At 71.8% G+C, this 13,961-nt stretch carries 18 protein-coding genes and 1 pseudogene; 12 read left to right on the top strand and 7 right to left on the bottom strand.

All coding sequences use genetic code 11. From position 1 onward, the window contains the following. Positions 1-58: 58 nt before the first annotated feature. Entirely contained in the window at positions 59-1,306 is a 1,248-nt protein-coding gene (locus ACGFH9_RS15535; protein ID WP_393219231.1) for an MFS transporter, read from the top strand. Between the two features lie 36 nt (positions 1,307-1,342). Here the strand turns inward: ACGFH9_RS15535 and ACGFH9_RS15530 are convergent, their stop codons facing one another. Then, positions 1,343-2,092, bottom strand: a complete 750-nt coding sequence (locus ACGFH9_RS15530; protein WP_393219228.1) for a glyoxalase — start codon at positions 2,090-2,092, stop codon at positions 1,343-1,345. Between the two features lie 166 nt (positions 2,093-2,258). On the opposite strand from ACGFH9_RS15530, the gene ACGFH9_RS15525 reads away from it, so the two are divergent. The 4 genes from ACGFH9_RS15525 to ACGFH9_RS15510 are packed head-to-tail and all read left to right on the top strand — an operon-like array spanning position 2,259 to position 5,504. After that, entirely contained in the window at positions 2,259-3,182 is a 924-nt protein-coding gene (locus ACGFH9_RS15525; RefSeq protein ID WP_393219225.1) for a hypothetical protein, read from the top strand. Further along, a complete protein-coding gene (locus ACGFH9_RS15520; protein ID WP_393219222.1) occupies positions 3,179-3,631 on the top strand; it encodes an ABA4-like family protein in 453 nt (150 codons plus the stop codon). The genes ACGFH9_RS15525 and ACGFH9_RS15520 overlap by 4 nt, the downstream gene beginning before the upstream one ends. A 5-nt stretch (positions 3,632-3,636) precedes the next feature. Then, on the top strand, positions 3,637-4,881 hold the full coding sequence (locus tag ACGFH9_RS15515; RefSeq protein WP_393219219.1) for a sensor histidine kinase: 1,245 nt from the start codon (positions 3,637-3,639) through the stop codon (positions 4,879-4,881). Further along, the gene (locus ACGFH9_RS15510) at positions 4,878-5,504 is read left to right on the top strand and encodes a response regulator transcription factor (RefSeq protein WP_355239886.1); all 627 of its coding nucleotides are present in this window, start codon (positions 4,878-4,880) and stop codon (positions 5,502-5,504) included. The genes ACGFH9_RS15515 and ACGFH9_RS15510 overlap by 4 nt, the downstream gene beginning before the upstream one ends. A gap of 12 nt (positions 5,505-5,516) precedes the next feature. On the opposite strand, the gene ACGFH9_RS15505 is transcribed toward ACGFH9_RS15510, so the two are convergent. From ACGFH9_RS15505 to ACGFH9_RS15490, 4 genes and pseudogenes are all read right to left on the bottom strand, one after another. Then, complete coding sequence (locus tag ACGFH9_RS15505) at positions 5,517-7,307, bottom strand: gamma-glutamyltransferase family protein (RefSeq protein WP_393219216.1); 1,791 nt, start codon at positions 7,305-7,307, stop codon at positions 5,517-5,519. A gap of 100 nt (positions 7,308-7,407) precedes the next feature. Continuing rightward, a complete protein-coding gene (locus ACGFH9_RS15500) occupies positions 7,408-8,394 on the bottom strand; it encodes a LuxR C-terminal-related transcriptional regulator (RefSeq protein ID WP_393219214.1) in 987 nt (328 codons plus the stop codon). Positions 8,395-8,457: 63 nt separating this feature from the next. Continuing rightward, positions 8,458-8,658, bottom strand: a complete 201-nt coding sequence (locus ACGFH9_RS15495; RefSeq protein WP_393219421.1) for a DsbA family protein — start codon at positions 8,656-8,658, stop codon at positions 8,458-8,460. Positions 8,659-8,761: 103 nt separating this feature from the next. Continuing rightward, a pseudogene (locus ACGFH9_RS15490) lies at positions 8,762-9,091 on the bottom strand (Na+/H+ antiporter NhaA); the annotation flags it as partial. Between the two features lie 158 nt (positions 9,092-9,249). Here ACGFH9_RS15490 and ACGFH9_RS15485 point away from each other — a divergent pair. Genes ACGFH9_RS15485 through ACGFH9_RS15470 form a run of 4 tightly spaced genes read left to right on the top strand, consistent with a single transcriptional unit; the run spans position 9,250 to position 11,469 of the window. Further along, positions 9,250-9,648 (top strand): YbaB/EbfC family DNA-binding protein, encoded by a 399-nt coding sequence (locus ACGFH9_RS15485; RefSeq protein ID WP_393219211.1) that lies wholly within the window; start codon positions 9,250-9,252, stop codon positions 9,646-9,648. Beyond that, the gene (locus ACGFH9_RS15480) at positions 9,635-9,955 is read left to right on the top strand and encodes a type VII secretion target (protein WP_393219208.1); all 321 of its coding nucleotides are present in this window, start codon (positions 9,635-9,637) and stop codon (positions 9,953-9,955) included. The genes ACGFH9_RS15485 and ACGFH9_RS15480 overlap by 14 nt, the downstream gene beginning before the upstream one ends. Continuing rightward, positions 9,952-11,235, top strand: a complete 1,284-nt coding sequence (locus ACGFH9_RS15475) for a WXG100 family type VII secretion target (RefSeq protein WP_393219206.1) — start codon at positions 9,952-9,954, stop codon at positions 11,233-11,235. Before ACGFH9_RS15480 ends, ACGFH9_RS15475 begins: the two co-directional genes overlap by 4 nt. A gap of 3 nt (positions 11,236-11,238) precedes the next feature. Next, positions 11,239-11,469 carry a hypothetical protein gene (locus ACGFH9_RS15470; protein ID WP_393219204.1) on the top strand — a complete coding sequence of 77 codons (231 nt, stop codon included), beginning with the start codon at positions 11,239-11,241 and terminating at the stop codon, positions 11,467-11,469. Between the two features lie 161 nt (positions 11,470-11,630). Here the strand turns inward: ACGFH9_RS15470 and ACGFH9_RS15465 are convergent, their stop codons facing one another. Together ACGFH9_RS15465 and ACGFH9_RS15460 are read right to left on the bottom strand one after the other, a co-directional pair. Then, positions 11,631-11,882, bottom strand: a complete 252-nt coding sequence (locus ACGFH9_RS15465) for a hypothetical protein (RefSeq protein ID WP_393219201.1) — start codon at positions 11,880-11,882, stop codon at positions 11,631-11,633. After that, positions 11,879-12,154, bottom strand: a complete 276-nt coding sequence (locus tag ACGFH9_RS15460; protein ID WP_393219198.1) for a DivIVA domain-containing protein — start codon at positions 12,152-12,154, stop codon at positions 11,879-11,881. Before ACGFH9_RS15460 ends, ACGFH9_RS15465 begins: the two co-directional genes overlap by 4 nt. Before the next feature lie 241 nt (positions 12,155-12,395). Here ACGFH9_RS15460 and ACGFH9_RS15455 point away from each other — a divergent pair, with 241 nt between their 5' ends. From ACGFH9_RS15455 to ACGFH9_RS15445, 3 genes are all read left to right on the top strand, one after another. Next, positions 12,396-12,812, top strand: coding sequence for a GntR family transcriptional regulator (locus ACGFH9_RS15455; protein WP_393219196.1), 417 nt, complete (start codon positions 12,396-12,398; stop codon positions 12,810-12,812). 131 nt (positions 12,813-12,943) lie between these two features. Then, on the top strand, positions 12,944-13,156 hold the full coding sequence (locus ACGFH9_RS15450) for a DUF397 domain-containing protein (RefSeq protein ID WP_393219193.1): 213 nt from the start codon (positions 12,944-12,946) through the stop codon (positions 13,154-13,156). 243 nt (positions 13,157-13,399) lie between these two features. Beyond that, positions 13,400-13,903, top strand: a complete 504-nt coding sequence (locus tag ACGFH9_RS15445) for a hypothetical protein (protein WP_393219190.1) — start codon at positions 13,400-13,402, stop codon at positions 13,901-13,903. The last annotated feature ends 58 nt before the right edge of the window (positions 13,904-13,961 follow it).

The raw sequence follows: 13,961 nt of genomic DNA, 5'->3' as shown, positions 1-13,961 counted from the left end.
TGGCAACCAGCGTCAACTTTCGTTGGACGTGATGATCGAGTGGGGTGACAGTGGGGTCATGTCGTCAACGACTCTGCCCTCCCGCCAGCCCGCCGCCACGGCTGGCCCTGTCGGAGGATCGTCCCGCCACGGCCGTGGCTTCTGGGTGATCGCCCTGGCGTTCCTCACCGCGATGGCGTTCTGCACGGTGCCGTCCCCGCTCTACCCGCTCTACATGGCCCGGGACGGCTTCTCGACGTTCATGGTCACGATCGTGTTCGCGGCGTACGCGGTCGGCGTGGTGATCAGCCTCCTGCTCGCCGGGCACGTGTCGGACTGGGTCGGCCGTAAGAAGATCCTCATCCCGGCGTTGGCGCTGGAGCTGGTCGCCGCCGCGCTGTTCCTCGGAGACGCGTCCCTGCCGGTGCTGCTGGTCGCCCGCCTGGTGAGCGGGCTGGGCATCGGCATGATCACCGCGACCGCCACCGCGTACCTCCAGGAGTTGCACGCGGCACACCGCCCGGACGCGTCCCGGCAGCGTTTCGAGGTGGTCTCCACGGCCGCGAACATCGGCGGTCTCGGCGTGGGCGCGCTGGTCGCGGGCGTCCTCGCCCAGTACGTCCACGCGCCGCTGCGCACCCCGTACCTGGTGTTCGCCGTGCTGCTGGCGGTCAGCCTCGTGGCGGTCGCGGTGACTCCGGAGACCGTGCGGGAGCGGCTGGTGAAGCCGGCCTACCGACCACAGCGGATCAGCACCGACCATGGCGACCCCGCCGGCTACGTGGCGGCGACCGCCGCCGGGTTCGCGTCGTTCGCCGTGTTCGGCCTGTTCACCTCCGTGGCGCCGGGCTTCGTCGCCGGCACGCTGCACCTGCCGTCGCGGGCGCTGGCCGGCGCGGTCGTGTTCGCCGTGTTCGGCGGCGCCGCCGTGGCGCAGAGCCTCACCACCCGACTGCCCGCCCCGGCGAAGGTACGGCTCGGGTTGTCGGCGCAGGCCGTCGGCGTGCCCGTCGTGCTGGTGGGGATGCACACCGCCAGCCTGACCGCGTTCCTGCTCGGCGGTGTGGTCGCCGGTGTGGGTGCCGGCGTGCTGTTCAAGGCCGCCGTCGGCACGGTCGCGGCGATGGCCGTGCCCGCCCGGCGCGGCGAGGCACTGGCCGGGCTGTTCCTCATCGCCTACCTCGGGATGAGCCTGCCGGCCGTCGGCATCGGCGTCGCCACGCGCGCGGTCAGCACGATCACGGCCATGAACTGGTTCACCGGCCTGCTGCTCGCGCTCCTCGCCGGCGTGACAGCGCTGTTCCGCCGCAGCTCCGCCAACCGCTGACCGGGCCGGGGGCCGGGCCCGCCCCCGGCCACCAGGTCACCGTGGATCGGGCCAGAAGGGTTCCAGCAGGGCCGGGTCCGCGACAAAGGCCGCCACCTGGGTACGCTCCGACTCCGTCAGCGTCAGTGCGCGCAGCCGGGCGCCCCACTCGGGCACCCGGTCGGTCTTGCCGAGCGCCACCGACAACTCGACGAGGGCAGCGAGCGCCATCGCCTGCTCGACAGCCGGGGCGTCGTCGGCACGGCGGCGCATCCCCGAGTCGAGCGCCCGGTAGGCGGCCCGGTCGTCGGTCTTGAACTCGCGCAGGATCCGCGCGTTGTCGAGCACCCGGGCCAGGCCCTCAAGCTCCTTCGACCCGCCGTAGTCGAGGTCTTTCGGCTCGTCGCGGCGGATGAAGACGATGGTGTTGCCCGACGGGTCGACGACGCTGAACCGCGACGCGCCCGCCCGGAACCGCGTGATCCGGGGCAGACCCTTGACGAGCACCTTGCCGTACGCGCTGCGCATCGCGTCGGCGAAGGCCGCGTGGTACGGCGCGACCGCGTCGACCATCACCAGGGCGCCGCCGGTCTGTTCCCGCGCGGGGTCGAGGTCCTTCGACGCGGGCCCGTAGTGCAGGGCGAAGCCGCTCCACTGGACGACCAGATACACGTACGGCCGCAACTGCTCGTAGGTCACCTCGAAGCCGAGGGCACGCCAGAACGCCAGGGTCTCCTCCGGTGCCGGGCAGGGCAGCAGCGGCACGGTGGTCTCGTTGGGCTGGACACGGTCCTCGCTGGTCGTCATGGTCACTCCCGGTCCGGTCGGCAGGCCGGCCATTGTGCCAGCACGGGCGGCGGATCGCGCCCGACATCACCTCCTACCCAGGGAGGAGGCGCGCTCGGACCAGGGGCCGCAACCGGGGCCTGCGGTCGGACGCGTACGGGAGGGGTGGCCACGAACATCTACAGACATGACTACCGTTCTGCGTCGGGCGGCGCGCTGGAACCGCCCGCTGACCCTCTTCGTGGCCGCGTCGGCAGTGCTCGCCGTCATCGCCGCCGTCGGCATCCTCGTCGACCCCCGCGTCCTCACCGGGGCGCCGATCTGGCTCAAGCCGTTCAAGTTCGCGGTGTCCTTCGTCGTGTACGGCGCGACGCTCGCGTGGATGCTGTCGCTGCTGCCGCGTCGCAGCCGGATCGCCGAGTGGGCGGCGGCGAGCATCGTCGCGCTGGCGCTTGTGGAGATGGTGGTGATCGTCGCTCAGGTGATCCGGGGTACGACGAGCCACTTCAACGACACCACCCCGTTGAACGCGGTCCTCTTCGCGGTGATGGGCGCCGCGATCATGGTGCTGTTCGTCGCGCACCTCGTCCTCGGGGTCGTCCTGCTGATCCGGCGGATTCCCGACCGGGTCGCCGCGACCGCCGTCGGGTGGGGACTGGGCCTGTCCCTGCTCGGTATGCTCGCGGCCGTGCCGATGGTGCTTCCGACGCAGGACTCGGGCGTCGAGGGCGTCTCCGGGGCGCACAGTGTGGGCGTGGCCGACGGTGGGCCGGGGCTGCCTGTGGTGGGTTGGAGCAGCACCGGCGGTGACCTGCGGGTCGGGCACTTCGTGGGGCTGCACGCCCTCCAGGCCCTGCCGATCCTGGCGATCCTGCTGACCCGGTTCGCGACCCGGCTCGACGCGCGTACCCGCGTCCGGTTGCTGGTCGTCGCGGGCACCGCGTACGGCGTACTCACACTGGTGTTGACCTGGCAGGCCCTGCGCGGACAGCCGCTGCTGCGCCCGGACGCCCTCACCCTGGCCGTCGTCGCGGCCCTGGCGGTGGCGACCGCGACCGCCGTCGGCCTGGTGCTGGCACGTCGTCGCCCGGACCTGGCGCTCGCGGCATGACCGCGGCGCTGTTCTCGCTGACGTTTGCGGTGGCCGCGCCGTTCTGGGCGCTGATGATCCTGCTGCCGCGCTGGTCCTGGACGGCCCGGATCGTCGGCTCGCCGCTGGTCGTGCTGCCGGTCGTCGTGATCTACGCGCTGCTGGTGATCCCGGCGTTCGGCGCGGTGCTGCCCGCCGTCGCGTCGCCGACCTTCGACGGGGTACGCGAGCTGCTCGGCACCGCCGACGGCGCGGCGGCGGGCTGGGCGCACATGATCGCGTTCGACCTGTTCGTCGGGCGGTGGGCGTGGCTGGACAGCCGGGAGCGGAGGGTGCCGGCGCTGGTCATGGCGCCGGTGCTGCTGCTGACGATCCTGCTCGGACCGCTCGGCCTGGCCGCCTACCTGGGCGTACGGGGACGGTGGCCTCGTCCGGCGGTCGCCGCCGTCGACACCGGGCGCCTAGGCTGACGGCCGTGGCGTGGTGGGGACGACTGTTCGACGCGCGGGACGCGCGCGTGCGGATGGTGCTGCTCGACCTCAGCGGGCTGGGCTACCTGCTGTTCGTGCCCCACTCGGGCCCCGCGCCGACGTCGACACAGTGGACTCTCGCGGTGGCCGCGTTCGCGGTCGCGCTCCTGGCGTACCGCCGTCCGGTGGTCAACCTGGTGGCGCAGACGGCGTTGCTGGCGGTCGCGATCTGCCTCCTCGACGACGTGACCATCAACCAGGTGGGGGCGAGCTGGGCTCTGCTCGAGGTCACCATGCTCGCGGCACGCGCCCGCACGATCTGGCTGGCGGCCGGGCTGCTGATCGTGGTCGACCTGACCGCCAGCATCGGCGACCCGCTGCGCGAGGTCGCCTCCGGCGTCGTCGGGCTGGGCCTGGAGGTCGGCGTCCCGGTGCTGCTCGGCCTGGTCATCCGGGCCAACCGGGAGCTGGGCCGGCAGGCCGTCGAACGGGCGCTGGCCGAGACGCGACGCCGCGAGTCGGAGAGCCGGGCGGCGCGCTCCGACGAGCGCGCCGCCATCGCCCGCGAGCTGCACGACGTCGTCGCCCACCACGTGGCGTCGATGGTGCTGCGGGTCGGTGTGGCCCGGCACGTCCTGACCGACCTGGACCCCCGGGTGGGCGAGGTGTTCGACGACGTGCACGGCACCGGCACCGCGGCCCTGTCGGAGCTGCGCCGGCTGGTCGCGGTGCTGCGTCGACCCGACGGGGTACGCGGTGACGCCGCGCTGACCGCGATCGAGCCCTCGGCGCTCCCCTCGGCGCTCGGCGCCGCCGTCGACCGGGCCCGCCAGGGCGGCATCACCGTCGAGGCCGACATCGACGCGGCGATCGGGCGGATCGACGCGGTACGGGGGCTGGCGGTGCTGCGGCTGACCCAGGAGGCGCTGACCAACGTGGCGCGCCACGCCGGGTCGTCCGCGCGGGCGCACCTGGTGGTGGCCGTGCGCGACGGGGCCGTGCACTGGGAGGTGACCGACGACGGGGGTGGCCCGGATGGTGACCACACGTCGACGGCGGTGCCGGCCGGCGGTGGTCACGGCGTCACCGGGATGACCGAACGCGTCGAGGTCCTCGGCGGCCGGTTGGAGGCGGGTCCGGCCGGCACGGGGTGGCGCGTGCGTACCGTCCTGCCGAACACCCTGCCCGCCGAGTCGGCGCCCCGCGCCCGCGCGGCACCGGCCGGAACACCCACCCGGAGGCCGGCGTGATCCGCGTCCTGCTGGTCGACGACCAGCACCTGATCCGCGCGGGCCTGCGCATGCTCTGCGACGCGCAGCCCGACCTCGAGGTGGTCGGCGAGGCCGACAACGGCCGGGAGGCGGTCACCCTCGCGGCGCGGCTGGTCCCCGACGTCGTCGTCATGGACCTGCGCATGCCCGGCGTCGACGGGATCACCGCGACAGGTCGGATCCTCGCCGAACGTCCCGCCACCCGGGTGCTGGTACTGACCACGTTCGGCGACGACGACCACCTCTACCCGGCGCTGAGCGCGGGCGCGTGCGGTTTCCTGCTCAAGGACGCGCCACCGACCGAACTGTTGGACGGCATCCGGCGGGCCGCCGCGGGCGACAGCCCGTTCAGCCCGGAGGTGCTGCACCGTCTCGTCCAGCGCGCGGTGCATGCCCGCGTCGAGCCGCCCCGGCGGGTGCCGGGGCTGACCGCCCGCGAGCGGGACGTGCTCGACCTGGTCGCCGAGGGCCTGTCCAACACCGAGATCGCCGAGCGGCTCCACATCGGCGTCACCACCGTCAAGACCCACATCACGAGCCTCATGACCAAGACCGAGAGCCCCAACCGGGTACGCCTCGCGCTGTTCGCGCGCGGCGCCTGAGTCCGAGGGCTCCTACCGGCCGCAGGCGTAGCCCTGCATGCCCCTCGGGTTCGCCCCGGCGGCCAGCACCCCGGTGGCCGGATCCCGGGTCACGGCGCAGAGCCGGCCGAGGCTCCACGCGTCGGCGAGCCGCACCTCGTGCCCGTACCCTCGCAGGGCCGTCACCACTGCGGCGTAGAGCCGGTCCTCCACCAGCAGCACGCCCGGCTCGAACTCGCGGGGATAGAACGACGACGGCGGGCTGAGGCTGTGCCAGGCGGGCGCGTCGATGGCCTGCTGGAGGTGCTGGCCGCCGACGAGGTGACGCAGCAGGAAGGGCACCTGCCACTGGTCCTGCTGGTCGCCGCCGGGGGTGCCGCAGGCCAGGACGGGTTCCCCGTCGCGGAGCACCATCGTCGGACTCAGCGTGGTGCGTGGTCGGCGGCCCGGGACGAGCGACGCGGGTAACCCCTCCTCCAACCAGCACATCTGCAACCGGCTCCCGAGCGGAAAGCCCAACTCCGGGATCGTCGGCGAACTCTGCAACCAGCCGCCGCTCGGCGTCGCGGAGATCATGTTGCCCCACCTGTCGACGACGTCCACGTGGCAGGTGTCGCCCCGGGTCACCCCGTCGGACCGTACGGTCGGCTCGCCGGTGGTGGGGTCCGGCCCGTCGGCCCGGTGGGTGACGCCCGACCGGAGGTGCATCGGCAGGTGCGGCTGCGCACCCCCGGGGCTCCCGGGTCGCAGCGTGCCCGACGCGCGGTCACCGATCAGGGCCGCCCGCTCCCGCGCGTACACCGGGTCCAGCAGCGCCGCGGCAGGCACGTCGGCGCTGTCGCCGTACCACGCCTCGCGGTCGGCGAACGCGAGCGTCAGCGCCTCGGACTGGGCGTGGATGCCGGCGGCGCTCGCCGTGTCGTACGCGCCGTCGTCGTCGAGCGCGTCCAGGACGGCCAGCGTCTGGAGCAGCACCGGACCCTGACCCCAGAACCCGGTCTTGGCCACCGTGTAGCCCTGCCAGTCGAGGGTGGTCGGCGCTTCCCAGGTCGCCGAGTACGCGGCCAGGTCGTCGCCGGTGACCAGCCCGCCGTGCACGCCCCCGCTGGAGTCGCGGAACGGTCGTCGGCTGAACGCGTCGATCGCCTCGGCCACGAAACCCGTACCCCAGGCGCGGCGCGCCGCCTCGATCTGCGCCTCCCGGTCACCGCCGGCCGCCTGCCCCGCCTCGACGAGTCGGCGCAGGGTGCGGGCGTACGCCGGGTTGGCGAACCGCTCCCCCGCCGCCGGTGGCCGGCCGTCGCGCAGCCAGAGCTGGGCGGACGTCGGCCAGTGCTCCTCGAACAGCGACCGCACGGCCGCCACCGTCGCGCCGACCGCCCCCACCAGGGGGTGACCGGCGGCGGCGTAGCCGATCGCCGGCTCCAGCACGTCCGCGAGGGAGAGGGTGCCGTGCTCGCGCAGCAGCAGGAGCCACGCGTCCACCGCGCCCGGCACGGCCGCCGCGAGCGGACCGGCCCCCGGGACGAGGTCCATGCCGAGGGACCGGAAGTGGCCGATCGTCGCGGCTGCCGGGGCGGGGCCCTGCCCGCACAGCACCTTCGGGCGCGGGTTCCGGGCGGTCGCCACGATGGCCGGCACCTCGCCCCCCGGGCCGTTGAGGTGGGGTTCGACGACGTGCAGCACGAATCCGGCGGTGACCGCGGCGTCGAACGCGTTGCCGCCGCGTTCGAGGACCCCCATCGCGGACTGACTGGCGAGCCAGTGCGTCGACGACACCATGCCGAAGGTTCCCTGCAGGGTCGGTCGGGTGGTGAACGTCATGACAACACCTCACTGGGGGCCCGGTGGCGCTGGGAGGCCGTCGGCGGTCGCCTCCCAGCGGGCAATGCTAGGCCGCTCGGCCATGGCGAATTCCGGCCAGTCACAACCAGCCGCGCCGGGCGGCCTGCACGCCGAGTTGGAACCGGCTGCGCGCGCCCAGCAACTCCTGGAGGCGACTGACCCGGCGGTGCACGGTGCGGTTGCTGACTCCCAGGTCACGGGCGATCGCCTCGTCGGTCAAGCCTGCGGTGAGCAGCGCGAGCAGCCGCTGCGTGGCCACCGTCGGCTCGGCGTCCGGCTCGGTGGTGTCGGCGGTGGCGTGGATCGGCGCGCCGAGCCGCCAGAACACCTCGAACAGCTCGGACAGCCCCTCCAGCAGCCGCGAGCGGTGCACCAGCATCCCGTCGGCCTCGTCGCCGCTGGCGCGCGGGAGGACGACCAGGCCACGGTCGTCGTCGACGAGCACCATCTTCAGGGGCAGCTCCGGAAAGACGCGCGCCTGCTCACCGGCGGCCACCGTGGCACGCACCGACGCCAGCATCGCCTCGTCGTGCAACAGCTCACCCTCGTACACGCAGCGGTAGCGTCGGCCGCGGCGCAACGCGTCGTACTGCACCTCCTCCGGGACCCGTGTGGTGTCGCGCAGGTACGGCCCGCGTTCCAGACCGCGCACCTCGGCGCGGGCGCCGGCCTGCAACTGGCGGAACAGCTTACGGACGGCGTCCTTGCCCTCGATGACCTCGACGAACGCCGCGCCCGCGCCGTGCACCGCGGTGTAGAGCCCGGACAGCGTCTCGGCGGCGGCGCGCGCCCGGGCGGCCTCCATCTCCCGCAGCGCGGCCCAGTTCTCCAGGGCGGTACGCGGTGGCCGGACGTGCAGCACGCCGGCGGCGTCGCGATGTACGGCGCCGCTGCTCAGCAGGCCGGCGAGCGCGCGCGTGGCCCGTGGTGACGCGCTGGTCAGGAACGTCCGCTGCGACACCGGCGCCACCCGCAGGAGATGTTGGTAGACGTCCACGGCGTCCGCCGTGAGCGGGAGGGATTCCACGTCGAGGGCGGGCGTCACGGCGAGGGGACCGATCCGCATGCGGGCGATCGTAGAGCGCCCCGGCGTCGACGGTTTACGCAGGTCGGAGCACATGGATCACGATCAGTTCGCCGAGGCGTCCCCGCGCTCGCCTGCATCGCGGCGGTGGTATTCGGGTTGCAGCCGCGCGCTCGTGAACGCCGACTTCACCGCCGCCTTGAGCGCGGCGATGTCGTACGCCCCGTGGTGGCGCTGGCCGTTGACGAAGAAGGTCGGGGTGCCGGTGACGCCGCCGAGGTCGGCCGACTCGACGTCCTCGGCGATCCGGTCGTGACCGGCGAGGTCACGGCCCTGCGCAGCAGCTCGCCGTCGATCACGATCCCGGCGTTCGCCAGCGCGAACAGCGGCACGACCACATAGCTCGCCCACGCCGCTCGCGCAGCTCGCCGATGTCGAACTCCCGGCGCAGCTCGAGGCCGGCGACCAGGAAGAAGAACGTCATGAGGCCGCTGTTGACCCAGGTACGCAGGTCGTGCGCGACGGGCCAGTCGCCGAGCCGGACCGACAGGGTGGTACGCCACACCGACTCGTACGACGGCGGGTCCAGGTTGGCCCAGATCAGGGCCACCGCGGCGGCGACCAGCACCACCCGCGCGCCACCGGTCTCGGTGCGCAGGAACGCACGCAGCGGAGCGTTGATCCGCCCCTGCCAGGCCGTCCGGGCGGACCACCCCCGGGGCGGATTGCTGCTCGTCACGGAGGCAATCTTCCTCGGCCTGACCGTCTCTCGGCGCAGATTCGCGATCGTCTCTCCTGACCGACCCAGCACCGGGCATGCACGGAACGCGACTGGTTGGTAGCGTACCGGTGATCTCGTTGGCGGTGGACGGCGGTGGTCCCCTGGGGAGGGTCGGCATGTGGGCGGACGACGCTGCGCTCGACGCGGCGGGGCGCCGGCTCGACGAGTGGGAGTCGTCGCTCGCCGAACGGGCGGAACGGGCGAAGACGCTGTCGACGCGGATGCAGGAGTTGACCGGCACCGCCCACACCCCCGATCGGACGGTCCTGGTCACCGTCGACTCGGCTGGCCTGCTGGTCGACCTGTGGCTCGACGAGCGCACTCGGCAGCAACCCGCGGCACGCACCGCCCAGCAGATCCTGGACACCACAAGAGCCGCGCGCACCGACCTGCTGCGGCAGGTCGCCGACGTGACAGCGGAGTCCCTCGGCGACGACGCGAGCGCCCGGGCCATCATCGACTCCTACCGCGATCGGCTGAGCCACGATCAGGGGCCGAGCGATGCCCGGCGGTGACGGCATCCAGGTCGACCCGGACGACCTGACCAACCACGCAGCACGCCTCGATCGCTGTGCCAGCAGCCTCGACACTGCCCAACAGGCAGGCCAGCACGTCCGGCTGAGCACCGAGGCATACGGGCAGCTCTGCGCGCTGATGCCGACACTGCTCGACGGCCTCCAGCGGACCCTGGTCGACGGCATCGGTGCCGCCGCCGCGTCGGTACGGGACACCGCCGGAAAGCTGCGAACCAGCGCCGACAGCTACCGAAACACCGACGCCCACGCCAAGCGCCTGCTCGACGGGGTGCGACCGCAGCCGTGACGTCCAACCCGCTCGTCGCCGCCGCAGCGGACACCCCGCCCAGCGCCTGGGCGGGTGTGTGGATCTGCGAGGACATCGAACTCATCGCCCAAGGCGTCCGCAGCGGCAGTTGGATCGACGGCAGCCTCGGTGTGGTGAGCGCCGGCCTCGACGCCCTCGCCTTCGTCTCCGACCCGGTCGGCGCCCTGCTCCAATACGGGATCGCCTGGCTCATCGAACACGTCAAGCCGCTCAGTGAGGCGCTCGACTGGCTCGCCGGCGACCCGGCGCAGATCACCGCACACGCCCAGACCTGGCGCAACGTCGCCGTCTCGCTCCGCGAGGACGCAGCCGAGCTGACCCGCGCCGTCCGCGACGACGTCGCCGGCTGGGGCGGCAGCGCCGGCCCCGCCTACCGGGCCTGGGCCGCCGAACAACGCCAGGCCATCACCGGCCTCGCCCAGGGCGCCGACACCATGGCCGCCATCACCGAAGGCACCGCCGGCCTGGTGGCCGCCGTCCGGCTCCTGGTCCGCGACGCCATCGCCACCTGCGTGTCCCGCCTCATCACGTACGCGGGTGAACTCCTCATCACCGGCGGACTGGCCACACCGCTGGTCGTGGAGCAGGTCACGACGCTTGTCGCGTCGTGGGGGGCGCGGATCGCGCGGTTGCTCCGTGCCCTGCTGGCCAGCCTGCGGCGGCTGATCCCGGAGGTGCGCCGGCTCGGCGACCTCATCGACAAGCTCAAGCAGGCGCTCGGGCGACTGCGCGATCTGCCAACTGCGCGGCCGGGGAGCGCGGCAGAGGCGGCACAGGGCACCCATGGCGGCCACACCACTCGGCCGCGTGATCTGGCGGACTATGGGCGGCAGGACAGTTGGGCCGAAGAGGCATACGACGCCATCCGTGGGCAGGATGACGCTGACCTCATAGCTCGCCAAGTTGCGGATGCCCCCCGCCTTGACGGTTCCCGAGGATTCTCACGCGAGGAGATGGAACAGATCCGTCGACACATTTTCTTTGATGAGCACCCGATGGACGACTACGCGGGCGGGATCATCCATCAACGATACGATCCGAGCCCGCCCATGGCTGAGGCATGGTTACGCTTGCGACGAGGCGGCCCGTTACCCGAGGATTACGCTCTACTGGAGCACGAACTGGCGGAGCTGCGGTACTACAGGGCACATCCGCAGGCGGCATACCGCGAAGCACACCTTGCCGCCAACCAGGTGTCCGACTGGGGGTCGTCCATACCCAGGCCGACCTACGAGGACTACGCGGAGTTGGGAGGCTGAGGCATGGGAATGATGGTGACCGCCCGACGTGTCGAGGCGACCGCCGGCGAGGTCCGATACGAGTTCGGCTTGGATGACAAGTTCGACCGGATCCTCACGATCGACCCGAGCACGCTCGACGCCCATGTCGAGGATGGCGATTTCAACTCGGCCGCTGGTGCCATCACGGCAAAGATCGTGAAGGCCTGGCGGTCCAGCGGCGAGTTCCCGACGAGGATGTTATTCGCAAGTTGAGCCCCGTTCCTTTGACGATCGGTAGGCGACGCGGACACCACCTCGACCGTCTCGAGCAACTGCCGGAACTCCTTCGAAAGCTGGGCCATCGCGTCCTCTGACTCGTGACGGGAAACAGCCTCACGAAGCGTGGTGTGCACCGCGCCGACCGGCGGCTCCCCTCACCGGCGCAAGCGGCGGGAGCACTCGCCGTCGTGGCCGTCGCGCAGGAGGCAGCGTCGGCCGCCGGGCAGCCGCAGGTCGCAGAAGACCCGGTGGCGCCGGAACTGTTGGTCCTCCTCGGAGACGGTGGTCTCCCCCGGGCCCACCATCGGCAGCACCAGCATCCAGCGGCCGATGACCCGGGCCAGGCGTTGCGCGGCGGACAGGTCGGCGGCCACGACGGGCAGGTGGATGACGTACCGCTGGCTCATCGGGCCTGGTCCTGCGTGGCCGGCCGGCGGTCCAGCTCGCGCTTGATCCGGGCGGTCTCGCGGCGACTCTCGGCGAGGGCCGCGTAGACGGCGGCCATGTCGACGGCGACCCGGTCGAGGAAGGCGTACACGTCGTCGGGGTCCAGACCGCGACGTCCGGGCAAGGCAGGCGCGATCCGGCGCTCACGCACCTGCCACGGCAACAAACTGGTGTACGCGGCGGAGTAGCTGACTCCGACATCCCGTGCCGGTCGATGGTTGCGGACGCTCATCTCTTCAACCTGCCTTCTCGGTAAATCAGGGGCGGGACGGTGTGCACCCTGCTTGCGCGAACACACACCGCCTGCCACCGCAGCGCCGGAGAGCGCACGGCAGCAGGTTGCGGCACGACATCACTCGACCGGGCTACAGATCCGCATCCCGTCTACAGCTACCCGCTACCCCCAGGGATATACGTACAGGGGCACGGGGGCACAACCAGTGCGGCCCACGGGGGGACAAGGCTTATCGGGCATGACCATCGATCCGCGCTCACACACGCCCGTCTACGTGCAGGTCGCCGACCTGCTGCGGAGGCAGATCGAGTCCGGTGAGCTGGCGCCCGGGGTGTCGCTGCCAAGCGAAGCCCGGCTGACACAGGAGTACGGCATCGGCCGCGAGGCGGTTCGGATGGCGATGTCGATCCTGCGGTCCGAAGGGTTGGTCAGCACGGTCCGCGGCCACGGAACTCGGGTGCGGCGCGCGCCCGATCGCCGGCGGGTGAAGTTGCCTGCTGGCGCGTCGGTCATCGCCCGAATGCCGACGGGCCAGGAGCGGAACGAGCTACACCTGGACGAAGGCGTTCCGGTGCTGGAGATCCGCCACAGCAAGGGCAGGACGGAAGTCGAGCCCGGCGACCAGGTCGAACTGATCCGCCCGACCAAGGGTTAGCCGCTGCTCTCCACCACGACACGCACGACGAACTGAACTCCTATCAGCGCTTTCGGCGAGGCTGGATGCGCTGGCCTCGGCGAGGGCAGAATCGAAGGACATGATCAAGCGGATCTCCGGGGAGATGCGGCATGACCGACCTGACCGGCGCCGTCTGGCGCAAGAGCACCCGCAGTGGCGACAACGGCGGCGCCTGCGTCGAGGTCACCACCAACCTCGCCGGCATCGTGGCCGTTCGCGACTCCAAGGATCAGGCCGGACCGGCTCTCACCTTCCGCCCGACGGCTTGGGACGCTTTCATCGGCAGCGCCGGCAGCAACACGATCCGCATCCCGCCGTCCTGACGACTGCTCCGACGGGTGGCACAGAAAGCGCTCGGCGGTAGTGGGGCCCTACGGCAATTGCGTCCACCGGAATTGCGGATCAACACTGGGATTAGTCGACGTTGTCCACAATGGCCGGCGAGCAGTTGTCCGAGATGCGACCGCAACAGTCCGGGCCGGATAGACGACAGCCTTTGTCGCCGCCCACCGGGCTAGCCTGCTCCCGTCGGCCCACTCGAGGCAGCGAATCCGAAGGAGCATGGCATGTTCATCGTGGCAACCCAGGATCCGAATACCCGCCGTCAATCTGAGGGAGCCGAATCGGGCGCGGCCGCATGGGGTGCCCTCCTGCCCATCGACGCCGGGCTCACGCAGGCGGAGGCGGATCGGCAGTTGGCCACATACCTGGCCGGGGTGCAGGCGGGCGAGCCACTGTGCATCCGCGCCCACGGCAACGACGAGGAGATCGGCGACGCCGAGTCGGGCGCCAAGGACTGGGGTTGGACGTACAAGAAGCTGGCCCGGATGCTGGCCACCCACTTGACCGCCACCCCGAGCGTGGTCCTGATCCGCTCGTGCGCCGAGAAGGTGACCAACTTCCCCACCCGGATCGCGGTTCACCTGGAGTCGAGCTGGCCGGGAGCGAACCACCTCGACGGAGTCGCCATTTACGGCTACAACCTGTCTGTCAACATCAGCACGCCGGTCCCCTCGCCTCAGCAGTTGTCCAAGAACGTCCAGGTCCAACCGGTCGTCGTCTCGTTGTGACAGGTGATCATTGCGGTCTTTGAGCGCCAGTCGCTCCTGGCGCTCAAGTACGCGAGTT

It is taken from the genome of Micromonospora sp. NPDC049102 (assembly GCF_043197485.1).
GTDB lineage: Bacteria > Actinomycetota > Actinomycetes > Mycobacteriales > Micromonosporaceae > Micromonospora.
The sequence above is the reverse complement of the archived record's forward strand: the minus strand, read 5'-3'. Positions and strand labels throughout refer to the sequence as shown.